The organism is Paenibacillus sp. IHB B 3415 (assembly GCF_000802655.2).
GTDB classification, from domain to species: domain Bacteria; phylum Bacillota; class Bacilli; order Paenibacillales; family Paenibacillaceae; genus Paenibacillus_AQ; species Paenibacillus_AQ phytohabitans.
This window is the reverse complement of record NZ_JUEI01000003.1, coordinates 76,228-96,722: the sequence shown is the minus strand read 5'-3', so window position 1 is coordinate 96,722 and position 20,495 is coordinate 76,228. Positions and strand designations below refer to the sequence as shown.

Here is a 20,495-nt window from a genome sequence, read left to right as displayed (position 1 = left end):
AATAACCGCTGGCTAGAACGTTATTCACCCGTTAGGGTGATTTTGTTCTTTATTCTACGTTTAGCGCTGTCGTGTAGAATAAATTGATGTAGAAAAAATGAAAATAATGGAGGAAAAGGGATTGAGATTTAAACGGATAATCGCCTTGTTGCTGGTGTTTGCTATGGTCATACCGACGGGCATGATACATGCGGCTGATCTGGTATTGAAAGAGGATGCAAATATTATGAAGTATACTCCTGCTGGATTGAGAGGCCTGGAGGATACTATTGATGTTACGGATGAATCGTATGAGGCAGAGATACTGGTTACCTTTGAGAACGGGGAGGCGTCTTATCCTCCAGATTATGTTCAATTATCAATTGTAGAAGAAAATTCGGTAGGCAAGCGGATTGTGGGCAACCAACTGCTCATTGATCAAGGAGCACCAGCTGGAACGATTACAATCAAAGCTGTATTGCCGGGGAATTATTACACTACTCATACTATTACTGTGAATTCAGGTGCGGGTAATCCGCAACCGGCGCAGGTCCATCCGCTTACGCTGACCGTGAAGGATGCGGATACCAATGAGCTGCTAGAAGGTGTACTCATTGAAGTAGATAATGTCTCTTTAGAGAATACTAATTCTCTAGGAGCCGCTGTTTGTGTTCGGAACTGAGACGGTTCGAGTCATTAGAATTCACACCGGGAAAAGTCTATTTGTGTCGGCACGGAGGAAAAATGGTACGGACACTACATAACAGATCCTTACTATACCTTTTGACTATAGCCAGATATCACTTTTAAGTGTTACGTACCTCTAAGACCTCCATGCTAGAATTTAGACACAAGAGAAAGAGATGTGTGAGAATAGAGGAGGACTATATATGTGCAATAGATTTCAAATCGTAGGCAGCCTGCTGCGTCCGGCGGAGCTATTAGAATATAAACAGCAGATTGAACACCGTGATGATATCCAGTATCCCTTTTACCAGGACTTTCAGGGGTATGAGCAGTGTGAATCGGAGGCCATTCAGGCCGTAGTGGATAAAGAAAGAGACAACGGGTTGTCCATTCTTACGGATGGGGAATACTCCAAATCGATGTGGCATCTGGACTTCGTCTGGGGCTTCCAGGGGATTGACCGCTATATCGCGGATCATGGATATTTCTTCAGAGATATAGATGGAGCTTCCAAATATGAGACCAGAAAAGATATCGGTCTGCGCATTACAGGTGAATTGGGCGGAAAGAACCATCATTTCATTCATGCCTATAAGAAGCTTCAAGCTCTTGCCGGCGACCGTGAGACCAAGCTATGCGTACCTTCGCCATCCCATATTTTTGGTGAGCTGTCCTGGTCGGATAACATTGGCAGTACAGGAGTGTATAAGGACAGAAATGAGCTGAAGGCCGGTTTGATTAAGGCCTATAAGGATTTTGTAGGGGAATTCGCTGCTGCCGGAGGACAAATTCTGCAATTCGACGATTGCTTATGGGAGTTATTTGCCGATGATAACCCGAACTCTCCATTTACCGGTGAGAAAATCAATCATGAGGAAGTACAGGGTCTGGCTGCAGAATTTATTGACATCAACAACACCATTATTGATTATGGTCATAGCTTAGGCCTCAAAATGTGGACGCATAACTGCCGCGGCAACTACGATTCCCGTAATATGGGCGGCGGCTCGTATGCCAAGATTGCGAATCTGTTCCTGAAGCAGCTGAAGTACGACCGCTTCTTCCTGGAATGGGATGATGACCGTGCAGGCTCCCTTGAGGCGCTAGCGGTGTTCAAAGATAAGCCGGAGACGGAAATTGTATTAGGCTTACTGTCTTCCAAAACGAATACGCTTGACGATGAGGCCCGTGTAGTTCAAATGCTTGATGAAGCATCAAAAATTATTGATAAGGACAGATTGTTACTGTCCCATCAATGCGGGTTCGCGTCCTGTGATGGCGGGAATGAATTAACGGAAGATGAGCAGTGGGCGAAGATTAGACAAGGACAAGAGATTGCCCTGCAATATTGGGGTTAAGTAAAGTAACAAACAACAATCGCCCTCCACACAGCTCTCTTGAGCGTATGGAGGGCGATCTTTTTAAGAATCTGTATAAATCTCCACTTGATCTACTCCACCAGTCCCAATAAATACCCGTAATGCTCCGCTTCCATCTGGTCCAGGGGGATGAAGCGGATGGAGGCGCTGTTGATGCAGTAGCGTTTGCCGCCGCGGTCTTCGGGGCCGTCATCGAACACATGACCCAGGTGGATATCGCCGGATTGGCTGCGGACCTCGGTGCGTTCCATGCCGAAGCTGGTGTCTGTGTTGTAAGTTACCACCTCAGGGGTAACCGGCTTCGTGAAGCTGGGCCATCCGCAACCGGAATCGTATTTGTCCCGGCTGGTGAATAAGGGCTCTCCAGTCGTGATATCGACATACAGGCCGGGTTCGTAATTGTCCCAGTATTCGTTGCTGAAGGCATGTTCGGTATCATTGTTGACAGCGACCGCATACTGTTCAGCGGTTAATTGTTCCTTCAATTGTTCATCGGAGGGGCGGGGGTATTGGGCAGGATCAATCACAACCGCTTGCTCATCCAGAATACTTAAGTCAATGTGGCAGTATCCGTTCGGGTTCTTCTCCAGATAATCCTGATGGTACTCCTCGGCCAGATAATAGTTTTTCAGAGGCAGAACTTCCGTTACTATGGGTTTATCATAGTTCGCCTGCTCCTGATCTACGGCCTGCTGAATGATGGCTGCATCCTCAGGGGACGAATAATAGATTCCAGTCCGATATTGAACGCCTCTGTCATTGCCTTGCTTATTCCGGCTGGTAGGATCAACCACTTTAAAATAAGATTCCAGCAATTGCTGGAGCGTCACTTGCTTCGGATCATATTTCACATGAACGGTCTCCGCGAACCCCCGGTCCCCGCGAATGACATCTTCATAGGCCGGATTCTCGCCTTCCCCGTTGGCATAACCCAAGGTGACATCCTGAACCCCCTGAATGCGGGACATATAAGCCTCCACACCCCAGAAGCAGCCGCCCGCCAGGTACAGATTGTGCAGATCCTTATCAGCAATGGCAGTGGTCTTGACAGTGCGGACCGTGGACGTCATTTCCCCGAAGGTCTTGATAATTTGCTCATTGGAAGCATGACCCGGGAGTGATTTCACTAGATTTCCGTCTGCATCAATATAAAAGGAGGTAGGGAATGCCCTAACTTCAAATTTCTTGGCCCATACCCCATCCTCATCCAAAAGTACGGTTAAGTTGTCATAAGACTGTCTGTTGAACCACTCCGTAAATTCCTTGGAAGACTTTTCTCCCTTGGCATCCGGTGTAACAATCGTGATGACCTGGAAATCATTCTCTTGCCCGGCCAAGGTATTGAGGTCCTCAAGTCCGGCCAGACAGATGGAACACCAGGAAGCCCAGTACTTCACATACACTTTCTTACCCTGTAGATCCGACAGTTGAAGGGAGTTACCCTTCAGATCCTGTAATGCAAAATCAGGTGCAGGCTTTCCTTTGTCCATTGCAGCGGGGGAGCCGGTATTGCCGGCGGGTGCGTTCGGCTTCGTACCACAGGCCATCAGGAGCGACAGCATTCCGCCAATCACCAGGACATATCCCATCCATTTCCACGCACTCCTCATAGCTAACCCTCCTAGCGATTTATTGAATCCAGCCGACAATCGTATTCAGCCGGTCTGTCATGAGCAGCAGTCCCATTACAATCAGCATACAGCCGGACGCGATTTTGATTCCTCCCATGAATCTGTACAAGCGGCGAATCCGCTTCACCAGAACTTCCGAGAATACGGACATGACCAGGAAGGGGATAGCTAAACCGAGCGTATACAGGAACATGAGGAAGCCTCCATAAGCAGGAGAGCCTTCACCGGCAGCGATGCTGAGAATGCCTGCGAGTACCGGGCCGATGCAGGGAGTCCATCCGAAGCTGAACGTCAGACCGAGCAGGAAAGCACCTATATATCCACCCTGTGTAACACGATTGCTGGATAGCTTTTTTTCCCGTTCCAGCCAAGATAACTTGATCAAGCCTGTCTGATAGATCCCAAATAAGATAACGATAGCTCCGCAGATGGCAATGAATCTCGGGCTGGATATGATATTGCCAAGGATGCCGGAACCGAAACCAAGTAAGATGAAGACTACAGATAGTCCAAGCACAAACAATAACGTCCGCATCATAAAACTGGAACGAAACCGGAAGGAGCTGGTGTCAGCCACTCCCTGATTCGTGCCGTCTGCTAGGCTTCCTGACAGATAAGACACATATACCGGAAGCAACGGCAGAATACATGGCGCAAAAAACGATAACAGCCCTGCGCCGAATACGCCGAACAGAAAAATAGAATCACCGGCCAAATCAGTCACCACCTTAATAAATGCTGCTTACCCTGAGCCTAAGGCTTATCGGCTGGTATAGATGGGAACAGTGAACCAGAAGCAGCTGCCTGCTCCCTGAACACTGTGCACCCCAATTTCGCCGCCATGAAGCTCAACAATCGATTGTGCGATGGCGAGGCCCAGACCGGCGCCCCCGTTGTTCTTGCTGCGTGATTTATCAATCCGGTAGAATCGTTCAAATATACGTGCGGTCTCCTCTGCTTCAATTCCCTGACCTTCATCGGTCACTGAGATTCGCAGGTATTGACCCTCCTCAGCGGCAGCCAGAACGAGCTTCCCTTCCACAGGTGAATGCTGAATGGCATTCTGCAATAAATTGGATAAGACCCGCTTAATCTGCGCAGGCATCATCAGAGCGGCAGGCAGTTTATCCGGCAGATCAATCTCCACGTTCAGCTTCTTCTCCGCGAGGTGAAACGAGAAGCTCTCCAGAGTACTGATCAGCAGCTCATCGGCATGACAAGGCAGCGGGTCGAAGATTTCACCTTTGGCTTCCAGACTGGATAATTCAAATAGATCATGAATCAGCCCCCCGAGCCGCTTCGTCTCCAGCCGGATGGTATTCAGATAACGTTGAAAGGTAATTTCATCCTGAATGACATCGTCCTCCAGCGCTTCAACAAACGATTGAATGGAGGCCAAGGGGGTCCGCAGATCGTGGGAGACATTCGCAATCAGTTCCCGCCGTGCGGATTCAGAATGGTGCAGATTGTCGAAGCTTTCCTTCAGCCTGAAGCTCATTACATTGAATTGCTGTGCCAAGAGCTTGAACTCCTGCGGGCCGATTAAGGGGACTTCGGTATGGAAATCCCCTTCGGCAATTCGCACCGTCTGCTGTGTAATCCGTGCAATGGATTTCTCTAACGGCCGTGTCAGCAAATGCTGCAGGATGAAAGAGAGCAAGCCTACACCGGCCGTTATACCGGACAACCAATAGAATTGATCGATGGTGAGCAGCATTTTGGAGTAGCTGACGAATAAACAGATGAGCAATACGCCAATCCCCGTGAGGCTGGACAACAATAAATACGTACGCAGTTTCATTAGATGCCATCACCCGCAAACTTATAGCCTATTCCCCAGACCGTCTTGATAAATTTCGGATCAGAGGGAGTCTGTTCGATCTTCTCTCTTAATCTCCGGATATGCACGGTAACTGTGGTGGTATCTCCTTCGTAGCTGAAATCCCATATTTTGCTCAGAATCTGGGTCCGCGAGAACGCCTGGCCAGGATGACTTGCCAGCAAGTACAGCATCTCGAACTCTGTAACCGTCAAGTCAATCACTTGCCCGCTGACCTCCACCGTACGCTTCGCTACGTCCACGGTAAGTCCTTCATACTTAATGGTGTGTTCAGCGGCGGTAACGGGCGATGCCTGAACAACTCGCATTCTACGCAGGATCGCCTGCACACGCAGCACCAGTTCTCTTGGACTGAAGGGTTTGGTCAAATAATCGTCAGCCCCCATGGTCAGCCCCATCAGACGGTCCTGTTCCTCCCCGCGGGCCGTCAGCATAATGATCGGGACATCTTCAGTCTGCCGGATCTCGTTGCACACTTCCCAGCCATTCTTATGCGGCATCATCAGATCGAGCACAATCAGGCTGGGAGTCTGACTTCGCCATAGCTCCAGCGCCTCTAATCCGTCTTTGGCGGTGATCACCAGGTAACCTTCCCGTTCAAGATACCTGCGGCACACATCGGTAATATTTGAATCGTCATCAGCGACCAGTACTCGTTCATTCACACTAACCCACCCCATATCCGGAAAAATACATTTGACTCCATCATAGCATATGGTGATGGTACCGCTCAGTCCGTCTTATTTCATAGCCTTGGCAGGCTTCATGTAGTCTGCAACTACCATGTCCACCACATAAGTGCTGCCATCGTAAAGAGCAGGGGCCATATTCAGGCTGACAGCCATACCGTCGACCATAATCTTTTTCGATCCAATCCATACCTTGATCATTTTGCCCATCGGCTTCATGCCATCGTCCATCATCTTGCTATCGTCCATCATCTTGTCGTCATCCATCATCTTGTCCATGTACACCAGGGACACGGACCGGTCTTTGCTGTTCCACTCGATGCTATAGCCGTACATCCCGGCCGCCTGTCTTAAGTTCACTAGCTCCATGCCATTCTTTTTCATCGTTTTCATTCCTGCCGCACCGGCTATTCCGGACACCGCCAGAGAGAGCACCAATACCGCCGTCATCATTAACCTTTTGCCTGGTTTACCTTTAACCATGTTTATCACACTCCATCGCTTTATTTGATTACATGAACAGCATAAGCAAGACAGCTTACGATTCTCTAAGCTAAGTATTACGATTGTCTTACGAAGTGAGCAGAGATTGGATATCCGGGCTGGTGCACTATAACCTTTCACTATAACCAGATTCATTTTTAAGTGTTACGTACCTCTAAGTCCTCCATGCTAGAATTTAAACACAAGAGAATGAGATGTGTGAGAATAGAGGAGGACTATATATGTGCAACAGACTTCAGATCGTAGGCAGCCTGCTGCGGCCGGCGAATTTATTGGAATATAAACAGCAAATTGAGCATCGGGATGATATTAGCTATCCTTTTTACCATGATTTCCAGGGCTATGAGCAGTGTGAGGATGAGGCGATTCAGACTGTAGTCGAGCAAGAGAGCGAGAATGGGCTGTCCATTCTTACGGATGGGGAATATTCCCAATCGATGTGGCATCTGGAATTTGTCTGGAGCTTCCAGGGGATTGAACGCTATATTGCTGTTCATGGATAATTCTTCAGAGATACGGACGGAGCTTCCAAATATGAGACTCGAAAAGATATCGGTCTGCACATTACCGGTGAATTGGGTGCGAAGAACCATCATTTCCTTCATGCCTACCGCAAGCTTCAGACTCTGGCTGAAGACCGTGAGACCAAGCTGTGCGTGCCTTCGCCGTCCCATATTTTTGGTGAGCTGTCCTGGTCGGATAACATTGGCGGCACAGAGGCTGTGTATCGGAACCGCATTGAGCTGAAGGCTGGTCTGGTGAAGGCTTATAAGGAGTTTGTCGAGGAATTCGCTGCTGCTAGCAGAAAGATCCTGCAATTCGACATGAGCAGTATGTGGATTTAGGGAGGGTTGTGGAGGTTCGGAATATTTGAAGTAACGGGAGGCCAAATCATCATGATAATCAGCAACTTCCTGATTACCGTGATGGCTGCACTTGCTGTATTCAGTACGTTTGCAGTATATCAGGAGAGTCCGATTCAATTTTTGAGACGGAATGAAAAGGGTGGGGTGACGGGCAGTATTACATGGGGGCTGCTCTTCGGGCTGCCTTTTGCTTATTTGCAGTGGAAGCGGGATGTGACTTCAGCGATGATTGCGCATGGCGTGGTTGATTTTATTCGGTTCTGATTGTTCGGCGTGGGAATGCCCTCTCTTTATCGGGAGGTTTTTTTTAGGCGTTCCCGTTAATTTGTTGTTGTATGTGTTGACTCTGCTTACTCCACACATGTGGAATCGTGTTCAATGTTGGGAGTACATACTGGAGACTGCAGTTTTTTTGATATTATACGTGCTTATGGGTGGGGGGCTTACAATTATGCTTACAGATCAGTCTCCCCCTAGAGATGAGAAAGAGCGGTGTCCAGATTTTGCTCAGTTGAGCGTTTATACAGGGAAGAATCATTCCCAGCCAAACGCTCAGTTGGGCAATAAGATCTCAATTATCGTGCCTTGCCACACTTTGGATTTTACCTGGATTTCGCCGCCATGCGCTTCCACGATGGTTTTGGCGATGCTCATCCCGAGCCCGGATCCTTCCGTCGATTCATCGGAATTCGTTCCCCGGTAGTAGCGATTGAACAAATGATGCAGTGTTTCCTCGTCCATCCCTTTGCCATTATCGATTACTCGTATGCATGCCTTGTCGTTCATCCTGCCGACATAGACGTTGACAATCACGCCAGGCGGGTTATGCTTCACGGCGTTGGACAGCAAATTGTCCATCAACCGCATCAGCCAGGTTTCATCGGCCTGTATCAGCAAGGGACAATCCTCCCCAACATAGTGAAACTGATACTCAGACATCATGGCGCCGTTGACGTACTTCAGTACGGAGCAGCGCACCAGCTCAACCAAGTCGATCTCCCGAAACTTCATGATCGAATCGCCCTGCTTGAGCTGATGAATCAATGAGAAGTCGGAGATCAGCTCCAGCATATAATCCCCCTTTTCCCGGATCGTCGAGCCCATGATGCGCATCTCCTCTTGGCTCCATTGCTCAGGCAAGCTCTCCAGCATATACCCATAACCTTGAATTGTGGCCAGTGGTGTGCGCAGATCGTGGGAAATCCCTGACATCCACTCCGCTTGCGCCTTTTCCATCCTCTCGCGTTCCTTCTCGATCTGAGCCAATTGATGAGTCATCTGATAGAAGGATTCAATCACTTCCTTATAGAGCCTGTAGCGGATGCGCATCATGCCGTTGCGGCGGAATACCTTGCGCATGTCCTTGGCGGTCAGTACCTGGTCGTACTGTCCCCGGCCCATACGTTCGAACCAGCCTGCAAACAGAATCAGCGGCTGACCGTAGCGGTAGCCATGCCAGATGGAGATCGGCAGCGCCAAGAGCAGGATCAGAACTGTAATCCGGACGAGTCCACGCGTTGCCTTTTCCATCACAGGATGCTTCAGAGGGGCTCCCGCTGCATGGGGTGTATAGAGAATCCACGTCATTCCGCTCAGCTTGTCCCGATAGGCGACAATATTCGTGTCATAGTTGCTGGGCGATTGCTGGATGGCCAGGATATCCAGCTGTCGATACGCCTTCTGCACGTATGCTCCATCGCCGATGCCTTGTACGATATGGCTCTCGGGGTCGATCACCTGCAGATAGCTGCCGGTTTTGCGCAGCCGCCGGTCCAAGTGGGAAACCGCTTCGCTACGCACGATTCCATGCTGCCCGTAGGCATGAAACCAGGCAACGAGCTGGTCAAGGTCAGGACTAGGATAGCCCAGCATATACAGAAGCGGGTCTTGGAAAGCAAAATTAAGCTGAGTGTGTACGGCATACGTCCCAAACGTCCGTGTCTCTTGGATATCGAGCAGTTGAGCGATGGAGTAGGAGGCCGGCAGCGTATGATGCGGAGTTGTATTGACGGCGTAGATCACCTCTCCTTCGGCACTGACAACCTGTAGCCACATGCCTTTTTCCTCGATGAGCTTGTCCCACTCAGGGGAGATCTGAATCATCCCGTCCTTGTAATGAGCTTCTTGAGCGATCTGTTGCAGGACGCCAACCGGAAAGTTCCGGCGTATCTCATTACTCGTCATGTTCTGGAAAAACAAGATGCAGGCAACCAGAGTAATAGCCACCATAAGCAGGGCATAAAAAATCAATTGATACGTGAAGTGGAAGGACATGCGCTGTTGGATCTTCATCGCTCCTGCGGCTCCTTCGCCAGCTTGTAGCCAAGCCCACGTACGGTAAGCAGGAGCTTCGGATTACCGGGGTCGATCTCAATCCGCTCTCGGATGCGCCGGATATGCACCATTACCGTCGAATCATCGCCCTGTCCGTTGATCCCCCAAACCTTGTCGTAGAGCTGTGTTTTGGAAAATACGATGCCGGGAAACTTACAGAAGTGCAGCAGCAGCTGGAACTCCTGCGCGGGGCAAGGAACTGGCTGTCCCTCCACGATTAGTTCGCCCTCCACCTCGTTGACGGTGAAGCGGCCAAACCGATAAATCCCCGGATCGGGCCGTTTCGCCGGACTGGACGTCGAGGTTTCTGGCTCCAGTCGGCGTATGCGTGCCTGAATTCTTGCGGCCACCTCCAGAGGATTGAAGGGCTTCGTGATATAATCGTCCCCGCCCATAGCGAAGCCTCGCAGGACATCGAGATCGGAAGCCTTGGCCGTCAGAAACAAAATATGCGGATTCCCGTATTTGCGGAGCTTGGAGCAGAGCTCCAGGCCGCTGCCGTCGGGGAGCATGATGTCGAGCAGGAGGATATCGGGGGCTTCACGCTTCGCTAAATCGAGAGCTTCCGCACAGGTGGAAGCCGCGTACAGCTGATGAAACCCTTCCCTGCGAAGCACCATTTGCAGCATCGTGACAATCGAAGGCTCGTCGTCGACGATTGCGATTTTAAAATCGGATAGATTTGTCATTGTTTTCACCCATTTCCATAGTAGCATAATCACTTTAACAGAACCTAAACGGCGGGAGTGAAATTAAGCTGATGTTTGTCTATCCGTTTAGGTTCTGTTTCATTGGGGCTGGTAGGATAGGGGTGAGAAAGCTATTCGAACATACAAAGGATTGGTTTATGAGAAGATCGTCCTAATGGGGCGCTTTCCAGAATGTACGGGATGAACACTCCTGGACATGTTGAGCCGAGGTCATTGAGGATACCGGCAAGTGGATGCTGAACCAAGTTAGCAGCGCCCAATAGGAGCTCATCCGAAAAAGGCCGGTTGGGGCCTGAAGCGGAAAACAGCAACAAAAGTATTACCCTATAGCCAGGCCAATTGAGGAGGAAAATTTATGATTATAACCACTACATCAACTATTGAAGGCTCCCCGATAAGGCAGTATCTGGGCATTGCCACCGGTGAAGTCATTATAGGAGCCAACGTATTCAGAGACTTTAAGGCTTCGATTACCGACCTCGTAGGGGGGCGTTCGGGCGCTTACGAAGGCAAGCTTCAGGAAGCGAGAGATACGGCATTTGCTGAGATGACTCAGAAAGCTTCAGGGATGGGAGCTAATACGATTGTCGGAGTCGACATTGATTATGAAGTCATTCGCGATGGCATGCTGATGGTTGCCGTAAGCGGGACGGCCGTGATCGTTTAACACCACGATGTTTGCCTCTTGTCTGGATGACACGTTGCTTGCCTTTGAGAAACCACGTATGCTGAAGCGCTTGGTAATCGTGGATCATCGACTCATCTTTGAAGAGCAAGTGAGCGATTTTCTCATCCATTAACCTTTTTTCAAAGTAGGAAAAGTTACTTCTGTGAAGGCTTGTTGCTTGACTTCATCCACCGCAGCTAGCGTAGGTTGAAGTTCTTTATTCGATGATATGGAAATAAATTTCTTTTGTTCAATTTATATACTAAATAAGTCGTTATCTACGCATAACGATGCAAAGAGGTGTACACCCGTGAAAAATGTTCAAAAATTGTCTGAAACTAAAAAGGAACTCATGGAGGTAATTAGCTCTTCCACGTCCACTATGCCCCAAGCCCGACCTGGCTGGCCAGAGACCCTAACTGCACTGGGGCTCTATCTGATCGGCATTGTTATGCTCGGTCTTTGGATGACGCAAATCCCTGACGAGCAAGCCATTTTGCGAATTAACATCGGGGGTGTAGGCAATGGTCTCGTTGGCCTCGCCGCCTTGTTCGCAGCCTACGCCCTGCGGGTTCGCGGTCTGCGCGCTTTCGGTTTTCGGGCGATCGAACGGAAATGGCTGCTTGTGGGAGCCGCCCTCGGTGTTGTCGCGTTCGGCGGATGCTTCGTTATAGAGGGGGTGTATTTTCACTTCATCACCGAGCTGAACAACCAAGCGGACTTCCAGACGGCAGCGCAAGGTGGCGCGCTCTCACTCTTCGTTCTGCTTATCACTGGCGCTATCCTCACGCCGCTCGGCGAGGAGTTTGTATTCCGGGGCGTTATTGCCAATGCGCTGAACCGTTACGGAGCATGGGCTGGCGTGGTTGGCAGCGCTGCGATCTTCGGCGTCGTTCATGGATTCAACGTCATCCTGTTCGACGCATTCATGGTCGGCATCCTGAATGGTATACTGTTCCGTAAGACGGGTTCCATCTGGCCCGGGGTCGTGGTGCATATCGTGTATAACGGCCTCAATCTTCTCTACTATTCTACGCTATAGATCTAATTTTATGAGACATCGTGGCAGAGACAAACAGCTCGGTCAGCTGCGCGCGACCGTGGCCCGCCATATACCGCCTTTCAAGGGAGTGGCAGATATATCCTATTTCGAGAACATAGGAGGGCTGCCTTAGAAAGCTAAGATACTCATTATACTTTTTGACAATAACCAGATATCATTTTTAAGTGTTACGTACCTCTAAGTCCTCCATGCTTTGCTGCTGCCGGAGGACAAATCCTGCAATTCGACGATTGCTTATGGGAGCTATTTGCAGATGATAACCCGAACTCTCCATATACCGGCGAGAATATCAATCAAGAGGAAGTACAGGCTCTAGCTACAGAATTTATTGACATTAACAATACAATCATTGATTTTGGTCATAGCTTAGGCCTCAAAATGTGGACTCATAACTGCCGTGGTAACTATGATTCCCGTAATATGGGTGGTGGCTCCTATGCCAAAATTGCTAATCTGTTCTTGAAGCAGCTGAAATACGATCGCTTTTTCCTGGAATGGGATGATGATCGTGCAGGCTCCCTTGAGGCGCTTGCGGTGTTCAAAGATAAGCCTGATACAGAAATTGTACTTGGATTGTTGTCTTCTAAGACCAATACGCTTGACGATGAGGCCCGTGTAGTTCAAATGCTTGATGAAGCCTCGAAAATCATTAATAAGGATAGATTATTACTTTCTCATCAATGCGGGTTTGCGTCCTGTGATGGCGGCAATGAATTAACGGAAGATGAACAGTGGGCGAAAATTAAACAAGGACAACAGATTGCCCAGCAATATTGGGGTAATTAATATTAACTCAGTTAATGAGGGGAGCAGGTCCCCTTCCTTAAGACTGTCGAAGGTAATGTCGGCAGTCTTTTTATATTGGATTATCGGAATCCCGAAGGGATACTGTGTAAAAGGAAGCATGCTCCTATGGAACACAATGTCGCATTAATCCGGCTGCAATGTCGCAAAAGTACATGGAAACAGAGCAGGCAGATCGATTATACTCACTTTACGAATATGATAATGAAAATCATTATCACATAAAAAGGGGGAGTCAGCATGAAGAGAGCAGCAAAGAGGCAGACAACCGGCAGCAGGGTATACGCCGCTCAGAAATCAGGACTATTAATGGTATGGATGCTGGCACTGATACTTGTGCTGACGGCATGCGGCACTGGAGGAGACACCAATGGAGGCACAGCCGCACAGCCGTCGGCTGTAGCTTCAGCCTCAGCCGAGCCGTCTGCGCCACCGGATACAGAGGCTCAGGCTGCAGCAGCTTTTCCGGTAACGATCTCACACCTGAAGGGCGAATATGCACTGACGGAGAAGCCGAAGGTGATTGCTGCGCTTGATGTGAAATTCGTCGATCAATTGATAGCAGTTGGTGAGCGCCCGGCTGGCAGCGTTGTAGCTGGGACGAAGGATGAATTTCCGGAATATTTAAACGCCCAATTGGGGGATGTGAAGGTCCTTGGCACACGGGATGAGCCTAATCTTGAAGCAATTGTGGCGCTGAATCCGGATCTTATATTGATGACCGACTTTCAGGAGGAGGTATATGACAGTGTCAGCCAAATTGCGCCCACAGTGGTACTCGACTTCTACGAGGATTGGCGGGATACGCTGGCTGTCATCGGTGCGATAACAGGCAAGCAGGCGGAGGCAGAGGTGGTGCGTCAGGCTTACGAGGACAAAATCACCGGACTGCGGGAGCAGTTGGCGGCGAAGCTGGGCGATGAAACCGTAGCGCTGATTCGTCCGAGACCGGAGGGTATCCGTGTACATGGTCCCGAACACCGGACCGGAAGCATTCTTTATGAGGATTTGGGGTTAAATGTCCCGGCATTCGTTCAGGAGATTAAAGATGACACCTCCGTTGAGATTTCGATGGAGACAGTCGCTGATGTCGGAGCAGATCATTATTTCCTGCTGTCGGATGATTTGTTCGCCAAAGAGGCAGAGGCTCTGGCAGGCAGTCCGGTCTGGAAATCGCTTGATGCCGTCAAGAATAACCGTGCCTATGACGTGAATTCAACGCTCTGGATCGCTTACTATGGCCCCATTGCGCTCAATATTATTGTAGATCAGGCCTCGGAAGCACTGCTGGGAACGCATTGAAATGGACAACTATCTGTCGTCGGCCTCATGGAGGGACATGGCGGAGGAATACCGGCTGCGGATGGGCAGTCCGCCTAAAGACAGCATCCGCACCCTTGCTCTGGGCCAGCTGCAGGAAGAAGCGGCATGCCGCGAATATGTAAGCTGGCTTAAGGATTATATCGGCGCGCCGGACATGCAGGTTGCGGCTTCCATGCTGGCTAAGCGGATCGGCTATCTGTGGATCGCACCGTTGCTGGCTGCGATGACCTTTCATAACCGGGAAGTCTCCTTCCCGCTGGACAATAGCTTCCTCTATCATCCGGCTTCCCCGGAGTTTAAAGGGGGTACGCATTTTCCTTTCCTGGCGGTGAACGGGCTTCGAACAGCATCGCCACCGGAAGACAGGGAAGCGTGGCGGGAGGCGGTTATAGAGGAGATTTTTGCGGTACGGCTTGCCCCGCTGCTGCAGACGCTTGCCGCCATAGGACCCGTCCCGATGGCGGTGCTTTGGGAGAATATTATGGTGCGCATTGCCCCGCTATATTCTCCTGGAACAGACGAATCCGGGCAAGACAGGCAGCGGATGCAAGCCGATTTCGCTTTTCTGACCCGGACGGCTCCCGGAGAGTTGTTTGGGTCAAGGCGCAATCCGTTTACCCGGTTCACAGAGCATAATGACGAGACGACGGTTGCGAAGAACAAGCGCAGCACCTGCTGCTTCTATTACCGGATGTCAGGGGAGTATTGCAGGAAATGCCCGAAAATTGACAATGAGAATGAATCTCAATTAAAATGACAACAGGTCGTCCGTTAGCAAAAGGATGCTATTGTCAGGAGATGAGAGAAATGCCGCTGCAGGAGCAGGCAAGTTTATGGAGTGATACGGCGATCAAGACGCTTGACGTACGCAGCGGTACTTTGCCGCCCGGCGGTGTTCTGAGCGAAGCAGGATTGTCAGCCAATCTGTTGTTGCTGGCAGGCGGCGGGGAAGGGAGGCTTGTGATGAATGGCGAGGTTCGCCATATCCAGGCCTCTTTTGTCTGCCACGCTGTTAAGGGGTCGGCATTTACGATGACTGCCGGACCGGAGAACATTCATTATACCGTTATTATCTACAAGGCTGTTCCAATGGCGGGAGCGGCCCGTGTACTGTTCCCGCAGCGCAATCACCCGCTGCGCACTTCGTTTATTCATCATCCCGCGCATCCGGCGGAGCTGCATCAGACAGCGGACAAGATCATAGCCAAATGGAGCCGGGGAGAAGGGCTGGAACGCTTCCATACCAATGCGCTGCTGCAAGGAATGCTGTACGAGCTTATTATGGAGCATGAACGCGGTCAGGGCGGCGGGGAGCCGGATATGGTGGAGGTTGTTGCTGCCTATATAGCGGGGCATTACCGTCAGGAGCTGGAGCTTAAAGAGCTGGCTGCGCTTGCCGGATGCGGTGCAAGACAGCTGCAGCGGCGGTTCAAGCAGGAGAAGCTGCTCGGGCCGATGGAATATGTGATCCGGCTGCGGATGGAGAGCGCAGAGCGGATGCTGCGTCATACGGATGCCCCCATCGGCGAAATCGCTGAAAGAACAGGCTACCGCGACATGTATTACTTCAGCAAGGCGTTCAAGAAATATTATGGAGTCCCCCCGCAGCTCTACAGGCGGACTGCCGCTTCAGAGCCCGGTGCGGGCGCTGCGTATTCCGGGCTGCCGGACCCGGTGATCAGTCATATGCGGGGCGAATATAACGTCACTGCTTCTCCGCAGCGAATCGCTGTACTCGACGTTCAATATGCTGACCATTTGCTTGCGCTTGGGCTGTCGCCCGCAGGAAGTGTAGGATTGGGCAGTGCAGTGTTGAAATTCCCCCAATATATCCGGGAAAGGCTTAAGGCAACGGAAATGCTCGGAACCTACGAGTACCCGGACCTGCAGGCTGTGGAACGGCTGCAGCCGGATTTGATTATCTGTACCGAGGTGCATGATCAGCATTATGAACGCTTAAACCGGATTGCTCCCACTATCATGTTTCAGCGCAATGAGAGCTGGCAGACGATTCTGAGCCTGCTCGGTGAACTGACGGGCAAGCGGGCCGAGGCGGAACGTATTATTGCCGATTACCTTCGCCGCACGGCATTGCTGTCCGCAGAGCTTGCCCCGGTGCTGGCAGGCAAGAGCGTGGCTCTGATCCGCCCGCGGGAGTCACTGGTCCGGGTACATACGGCTTCGCACCGCACAGGTGCCGTGCTGTACCGCGACCTGGGTCTGCCTGCTCCGCTATTTGTCGCAGATACCTCCGACACGGCGTATCATATTTCCGTCGACAGGCTGCCGGCTGTGCATGCCAGCCACTACTTTTGGCTAAGCAATGAGATGCTGCAGGATGACATAGCTGTGACCGAGCAGAACGTCCGGGGATTGCTGGATGCAGATGAACGGCAGCATATATACCCGGTGGATGCCGCTACATGGATCGGCTGCTATGGACCGACAGGGATCAATTGCATTGTGGACCAGGTAGCCCGCGCCTTGCTGGCCTGAGCGGTGCCAATAGCTCTTAATTGAGCGGCGTTTTTTATTGGGGAGGAAATTATACCGATTGGCGGTTTGTCTTATTTATAGGCTGATCCGGACGGCGGATCTGGAGCAATACCTTTCATCAGCATTTCTGTCCAATGGGCGGTATAAGGGACGATCCTGCCGTAGATATGTGGGCTTGAGATCCCTTCAACTAAGGCCTGGAAATAAATCAAAAGAAATTCATCTGAATATTTCAGATCAACCTTGCCTTCCTTACGTCCGCGATGGAATAAATCCAGCATGATATTAAAGCTTTCCTTAGCGTATTCCTGCATCATCAAAGATAAGCCATCATCCCCCTTCCTGGTGAAGTAATCCATCATCTCTAAATAAAACTCTTTTTTGATTTTGTCCAGATAATGGATTTTTGTCTGACTCATGGCAATGAGAGTCTCTTCAAAGGGTTTATTCTCGGCCATAATCCCCCGGGCTTTGTCCCCCATTTTATTCAAAAAATACTTAAAAACCTCATGGATAAGATTTTCTTTACTCCCGAAATATTTGAAAATCGTTGTTTTTCCAACGTTGGATTGTTCAGCAATCTCATCTATTGTTAATTTTTCTATACCGGCATCTGTATTCATCAAGTTAAAGGTTGCTTCTAATACTTGATTTTTCTTCTCCTGTGTCCGCTTTTCAAAACCATTCATTTATCATTCCTGCCTTCTATCTTAAGTGAGTAAAAAATATTTTGGGGTAGTTCAGTTCATATTTTTCTTTCCTATTAAGTATATAGCGCTAGTTATGTATTATCAAGCATACGATAGTTCTAAACTAAGGATTTTTAAATTGACTAGGCCTCTAAAAAGATATATAACTGAATATGTAAATGAACTTTGGTTTAAAACAAAGGGTAAATTAGATAAATATGAACTTTAATGCTATTAATAGTTCATATTAATCCGGGACTTTGCTTTAAACTGGAAAGCACGTTACTAAAACTGTTTAAAAGGGGTTTTAGTGCTATGGATAAAATTGTAAATGTGCAAGGCCTGCAAAAAAAGTTCGGGAAATTTAAAGCACTGCATGATGTGACATTCACAGTAAATGCCGGGGAGGTTGTGGGCTTTATTGGGCCGAATGGCGCGGGTAAGTCAACAACGATTCGGACTTTGCTGGGAATTATCAATCGTGATGCCGGGGATGTGAAGATCTTTGGCAAGGATGTATGGAAGGATAGCCTTGAGATTCATAAGCGGATATCCTATGTTCCAGGGGATGTGGCTCTGTGGGGCACCTTAACAGGCGGCGAAATTATTGATCTGTTTATTAAGTTACATGGTGGAGGAGACAAGAATAAGCGTGATTATTTGATTCAACGTTTTGAACTCGATCCTAAGAAGAAGGCTAAAGGCTATTCAAAAGGAAACCGGCAAAAGGTTGGCTTGATTGCGGCTTTGTCCGTTGACTCCGATTTGTATATTTTCGATGAACCGACTTCTGGTCTTGACCCATTGATGGAAGCTGTCTTCCAGGATGAGGTTGAGAAAATCAAGCATACAGGGAAAGCAATCTTACTATCCTCTCATATTTTGAGTGAAGTGGAACGTTTAGCAGATAAGGTAGTTATCATTCGTCAAGGAAAGGTTGTTGAAACCGGGACATTGGATGAATTGCGTCACCTGACCCGTTCTACAGTGACTCTGGTAACCGAGGGGGATGTGGCTGAGATGGCATCTGTTAACGGTGTCCATGACTTTAAGCATAAAGGCAATCAGGCGACATTCTCTGCGGATAATGAATATATCAATGACATATTGGCCAGAGCGGCAACACTGGGTGTTAAGAGGTTTGAATCTGTACCGCCAACGCTTGAAGACTTATTCATGCGGCATTATGAAGTCTAAACGGTGGACGGAGGAAAATGCGATGAAAGAAAAATTTGCACGCTGGAATGTACTATTCATGCTATATCTGAAACGTGATTGGAAAAAAATAATGATCTGGATTATAGGTCTGGGTTTATTTTCAGCGGGTTATGTTCCGGCGTTTGAAGAAATCGGCAAGGGGCAAGGTTTGCAGGGGATGTATGAGACCTTGCAGAATCCCGCCATGATCTCAATGGTTGGGCCGACACCGGTTAACACCGCAGCTGGTTATACCCTGGGTGCAATGTATGCGCACGAAATGTTGTTATTCTGCGGTTTGTTTGCGATGATTATAGCTGCTCTGCATGTTGTGAGCCATACCCGTAAAGAAGAAGAGTACGGGCTTACTGAACTGGTGCGCTCCTTTCAAGTAGGTCGTCAAGCCAATTCGTTTGCTGTCATTGCCGAAGTAGTGTGTATTAATATTGTATTGGCACTCCTTATTGGCGGGGTTATGACTAGCTTTGGTGTAGATACGATTTCGGCCGAAGGGTCATTCCTGTTTGGCGCCTCCATCGGGATAGCCGGTATTTTGGGAGCTGTGATTGCATTAGTTATGGCACAAATTATGCCAACTTCCTCCGGTGCAACGGGTTCTTCGCTAGGAATTGTAGGTCTGCTCTACATTATTCGTGCGGGTACGGATGTATCGAATGTTGATTTCTCAATGATCAATCCTATGGGCTGGACCTATCTGACTTATCCATTTACAGACAACAATTGGGTTCCCCTAATTTTGGCCGTAGCCTTCAGTGTCATTGTATTGATTCTTGCTTTTGCCCTTGAGGGCGGCCGGGATATGGGGGCTGGTTATTTACCGGAAAGAGAAGGGCGTGAGGCAGCGAAAAAATCGTTGTTGTCCGTACCCGGCTTGTTTATGAAGCTTAATAAAGGCATTATCATTAGCTGGTTGATTGCCTTTGTAATCATGGGAGCAGCCTATGGCTCGATTTATGGAGATATGCAGACCTTCCTGGGAAGCAATGAAATGATGAGTCAAATGTTTACGATAGCAGGGGTCTCAATCGAAGAATCATTTACTGGAACGATTATGATGGTAATGATTGGAATGGTTTCTATTTTACCCATTGCCATCGTTAATAAACTGTTCGCGGAAGAAGCGCGACTGCATTTGAGCCAGATTTATTCAACAAAAGTGACCCGGGCTCAGCTCTATTGGACGAGTGTCATTATGGCAATCATTGCTGGATTAGTGGGCGTTTGGCTGGCTTCAGCCGGTCTTGGGGGTACAGCGATTTCTGCAATGGGTGACAGCTCATCCATGGATATGAGGGACTTCTTCGCTGCAGGCTATAACTTCCTGCCGTCTGTGTTGTTCTTTACCGGACTTGCAGCTTTGACTTTAGGCTGGGCACCAAGACTGGGTAAAGCTATCTATGCCTATCTGGGCTATTCTTTTGCCTTGAACTACTTTGGCGGGATTCTAGATTTACCGGAATGGTTCTCCAAAACAGCCGTCCAAAGTTGGATCCCACGGATGCCGGTAGATAAGTTTGATGGAGTAATCTTTATTTCGATGTCCGTGATTAGCGTTGCCTTAATGGGATTGGGCTATATTGGATATCGCAAACGGGATATGGTTGAAGGGGCTTAAC

18 protein-coding genes and 3 pseudogenes are annotated in these 20,495 nt (G+C 49.2%); 12 read left to right on the top strand and 9 right to left on the bottom strand.

Translation table 11 applies throughout. The annotated features are described in order from the left end of the window. Positions 1-121 precede the first annotated feature (121 nt). Positions 122-661 carry a hypothetical protein gene (locus tag QW71_RS02145; RefSeq protein ID WP_039292593.1) on the top strand — a complete coding sequence of 180 codons (540 nt, stop codon included), beginning with the start codon at positions 122-124 and terminating at the stop codon, positions 659-661. A gap of 208 nt (positions 662-869) precedes the next feature. Next, on the top strand, positions 870-2,024 hold the full coding sequence (locus QW71_RS02140) for a cobalamin-independent methionine synthase II family protein (RefSeq protein WP_039292589.1): 1,155 nt from the start codon (positions 870-872) through the stop codon (positions 2,022-2,024). Positions 2,025-2,116: 92 nt separating this feature from the next. Here the strand turns inward: QW71_RS02140 and msrAB are convergent, their stop codons facing one another. The 5 genes from msrAB to QW71_RS02115 all read right to left on the bottom strand — a co-directional run bounded on the left by msrAB (position 2,117) and on the right by QW71_RS02115 (position 6,688). Further along, positions 2,117-3,655 (bottom strand): bifunctional peptide-methionine (S)-S-oxide reductase MsrA/peptide-methionine (R)-S-oxide reductase MsrB, encoded by a 1,539-nt coding sequence (gene msrAB / locus QW71_RS02135; protein WP_200905872.1) that lies wholly within the window; start codon positions 3,653-3,655, stop codon positions 2,117-2,119. A gap of 19 nt (positions 3,656-3,674) precedes the next feature. After that, the gene (locus QW71_RS02130; protein ID WP_039292586.1) at positions 3,675-4,391 is read right to left on the bottom strand and encodes a cytochrome c biogenesis CcdA family protein; all 717 of its coding nucleotides are present in this window, start codon (positions 4,389-4,391) and stop codon (positions 3,675-3,677) included. Positions 4,392-4,436: 45 nt separating this feature from the next. Next, positions 4,437-5,477 carry a cell wall metabolism sensor histidine kinase WalK gene (locus QW71_RS02125; RefSeq protein WP_039292583.1) on the bottom strand — a complete coding sequence of 347 codons (1,041 nt, stop codon included), beginning with the start codon at positions 5,475-5,477 and terminating at the stop codon, positions 4,437-4,439. Continuing rightward, positions 5,477-6,181: a response regulator transcription factor gene (locus QW71_RS02120; RefSeq protein WP_039292580.1), complete on the bottom strand. Its 705-nt coding sequence runs from the start codon at positions 6,179-6,181 to the stop codon at positions 5,477-5,479. The genes QW71_RS02125 and QW71_RS02120 overlap by 1 nt, the downstream gene beginning before the upstream one ends. 75 nt (positions 6,182-6,256) lie before the next feature. After that, the gene (locus QW71_RS02115; RefSeq protein WP_039292577.1) at positions 6,257-6,688 is read right to left on the bottom strand and encodes a stalk domain-containing protein; all 432 of its coding nucleotides are present in this window, start codon (positions 6,686-6,688) and stop codon (positions 6,257-6,259) included. Between the two features lie 242 nt (positions 6,689-6,930). On the opposite strand from QW71_RS02115, the pseudogene QW71_RS36795 reads away from it, so the two are divergent. Next, positions 6,931-7,533: pseudogene (locus QW71_RS36795) on the top strand (5-methyltetrahydropteroyltriglutamate--homocysteine methyltransferase); the annotation flags it as partial. 72 nt (positions 7,534-7,605) lie between these two features. After that, a complete protein-coding gene (locus QW71_RS02105) occupies positions 7,606-7,839 on the top strand; it encodes a hypothetical protein (RefSeq protein ID WP_039292574.1) in 234 nt (77 codons plus the stop codon). A 288-nt stretch (positions 7,840-8,127) separates the two neighbouring features. On the opposite strand, the gene QW71_RS02100 is transcribed toward QW71_RS02105, so the two are convergent. Together QW71_RS02100 and QW71_RS02095 are read right to left on the bottom strand one after the other, a co-directional pair. Beyond that, on the bottom strand, positions 8,128-9,759 hold the full coding sequence (locus QW71_RS02100) for a sensor histidine kinase KdpD (protein WP_235441361.1): 1,632 nt from the start codon (positions 9,757-9,759) through the stop codon (positions 8,128-8,130). Between the two features lie 104 nt (positions 9,760-9,863). Beyond that, positions 9,864-10,598, bottom strand: coding sequence for a response regulator transcription factor (locus tag QW71_RS02095; protein WP_039292569.1), 735 nt, complete (start codon positions 10,596-10,598; stop codon positions 9,864-9,866). Between the two features lie 376 nt (positions 10,599-10,974). On the opposite strand from QW71_RS02095, the gene QW71_RS02090 reads away from it, so the two are divergent. Next, a complete protein-coding gene (locus QW71_RS02090; protein WP_038585821.1) occupies positions 10,975-11,286 on the top strand; it encodes a YbjQ family protein in 312 nt (103 codons plus the stop codon). Here QW71_RS02090 and QW71_RS41135 read toward each other — a convergent pair. Beyond that, positions 11,282-11,490 (bottom strand): annotated as a pseudogene (locus QW71_RS41135) (IS630 family transposase); the annotation flags it as partial. The gene QW71_RS02090 and the pseudogene QW71_RS41135 overlap by 5 nt on opposite strands. A gap of 106 nt (positions 11,491-11,596) precedes the next feature. Here QW71_RS41135 and QW71_RS02085 point away from each other — a divergent pair. The 5 genes and pseudogenes from QW71_RS02085 (at position 11,597) to QW71_RS02065 (ending at position 16,972) form a co-directional block, all read left to right on the top strand. Next, a complete protein-coding gene (locus QW71_RS02085) occupies positions 11,597-12,328 on the top strand; it encodes a CPBP family intramembrane glutamic endopeptidase (RefSeq protein ID WP_235441360.1) in 732 nt (243 codons plus the stop codon). Positions 12,329-12,541: 213 nt separating this feature from the next. Further along, positions 12,542-13,135, top strand: a pseudogene (locus tag QW71_RS02080) (5-methyltetrahydropteroyltriglutamate--homocysteine methyltransferase); the annotation flags it as partial. A 258-nt stretch (positions 13,136-13,393) separates the two neighbouring features. Continuing rightward, on the top strand, positions 13,394-14,455 hold the full coding sequence (locus tag QW71_RS02075) for an ABC transporter substrate-binding protein (protein ID WP_039292562.1): 1,062 nt from the start codon (positions 13,394-13,396) through the stop codon (positions 14,453-14,455). Position 14,456: 1 nt separating this feature from the next. Beyond that, complete coding sequence (locus tag QW71_RS02070) at positions 14,457-15,233, top strand: IucA/IucC family C-terminal-domain containing protein (RefSeq protein ID WP_039292560.1); 777 nt, start codon at positions 14,457-14,459, stop codon at positions 15,231-15,233. 50 nt (positions 15,234-15,283) lie between these two features. Beyond that, positions 15,284-16,972 (top strand): helix-turn-helix domain-containing protein, encoded by a 1,689-nt coding sequence (locus QW71_RS02065; RefSeq protein ID WP_039292557.1) that lies wholly within the window; start codon positions 15,284-15,286, stop codon positions 16,970-16,972. Between the two features lie 71 nt (positions 16,973-17,043). Here the strand turns inward: QW71_RS02065 and QW71_RS02060 are convergent, their stop codons facing one another. Continuing rightward, complete coding sequence (locus QW71_RS02060) at positions 17,044-17,661, bottom strand: TetR/AcrR family transcriptional regulator (RefSeq protein ID WP_039292555.1); 618 nt, start codon at positions 17,659-17,661, stop codon at positions 17,044-17,046. A 315-nt stretch (positions 17,662-17,976) separates the two neighbouring features. On the opposite strand from QW71_RS02060, the gene QW71_RS02055 reads away from it, so the two are divergent. Together QW71_RS02055 and QW71_RS02050 are read left to right on the top strand one after the other, a co-directional pair. Continuing rightward, complete coding sequence (locus tag QW71_RS02055) at positions 17,977-18,858, top strand: ABC transporter ATP-binding protein (RefSeq protein ID WP_039292552.1); 882 nt, start codon at positions 17,977-17,979, stop codon at positions 18,856-18,858. Between the two features lie 22 nt (positions 18,859-18,880). Further along, the gene (locus QW71_RS02050) at positions 18,881-20,494 is read left to right on the top strand and encodes an ABC transporter permease (RefSeq protein WP_039292551.1); all 1,614 of its coding nucleotides are present in this window, start codon (positions 18,881-18,883) and stop codon (positions 20,492-20,494) included. Position 20,495 lies beyond the last annotated feature (1 nt).

Coding starts and splice junctions, on each gene's coding strand:
- QW71_RS02140 (WP_039292589.1), top strand. CDS start 870: ATGTGCAATAGATTTCAAATCGTAGGCAGCCTGCTGCGTCCGGCGGAG.
- msrAB (WP_200905872.1), bottom strand. CDS start 3,655: ATGAGGAGTGCGTGGAAATGGATGGGATATGTCCTGGTGATTGGCGGA.
- QW71_RS02125 (WP_039292583.1), bottom strand. CDS start 5,477: ATGAAACTGCGTACGTATTTATTGTTGTCCAGCCTCACGGGGATTGGC.
- QW71_RS02115 (WP_039292577.1), bottom strand. CDS start 6,688: ATGGTTAAAGGTAAACCAGGCAAAAGGTTAATGATGACGGCGGTATTG.
- QW71_RS02105 (WP_039292574.1), top strand. CDS start 7,606: ATGATAATCAGCAACTTCCTGATTACCGTGATGGCTGCACTTGCTGTA.
- QW71_RS02100 (WP_235441361.1), bottom strand. CDS start 9,759: ATGACGAGTAATGAGATACGCCGGAACTTTCCGGTTGGCGTCCTGCAA.
- QW71_RS02095 (WP_039292569.1), bottom strand. CDS start 10,598: ATGACAAATCTATCCGATTTTAAAATCGCAATCGTCGACGACGAGCCT.
- QW71_RS02090 (WP_038585821.1), top strand. CDS start 10,975: ATGATTATAACCACTACATCAACTATTGAAGGCTCCCCGATAAGGCAG.
- QW71_RS02075 (WP_039292562.1), top strand. CDS start 13,394: ATGAAGAGAGCAGCAAAGAGGCAGACAACCGGCAGCAGGGTATACGCC.
- QW71_RS02070 (WP_039292560.1), top strand. CDS start 14,457: ATGGACAACTATCTGTCGTCGGCCTCATGGAGGGACATGGCGGAGGAA.
- QW71_RS02065 (WP_039292557.1), top strand. CDS start 15,284: ATGCCGCTGCAGGAGCAGGCAAGTTTATGGAGTGATACGGCGATCAAG.
- QW71_RS02060 (WP_039292555.1), bottom strand. CDS start 17,661: ATGAATGGTTTTGAAAAGCGGACACAGGAGAAGAAAAATCAAGTATTA.
- QW71_RS02055 (WP_039292552.1), top strand. CDS start 17,977: ATGGATAAAATTGTAAATGTGCAAGGCCTGCAAAAAAAGTTCGGGAAA.
- QW71_RS02050 (WP_039292551.1), top strand. CDS start 18,881: ATGAAAGAAAAATTTGCACGCTGGAATGTACTATTCATGCTATATCTG.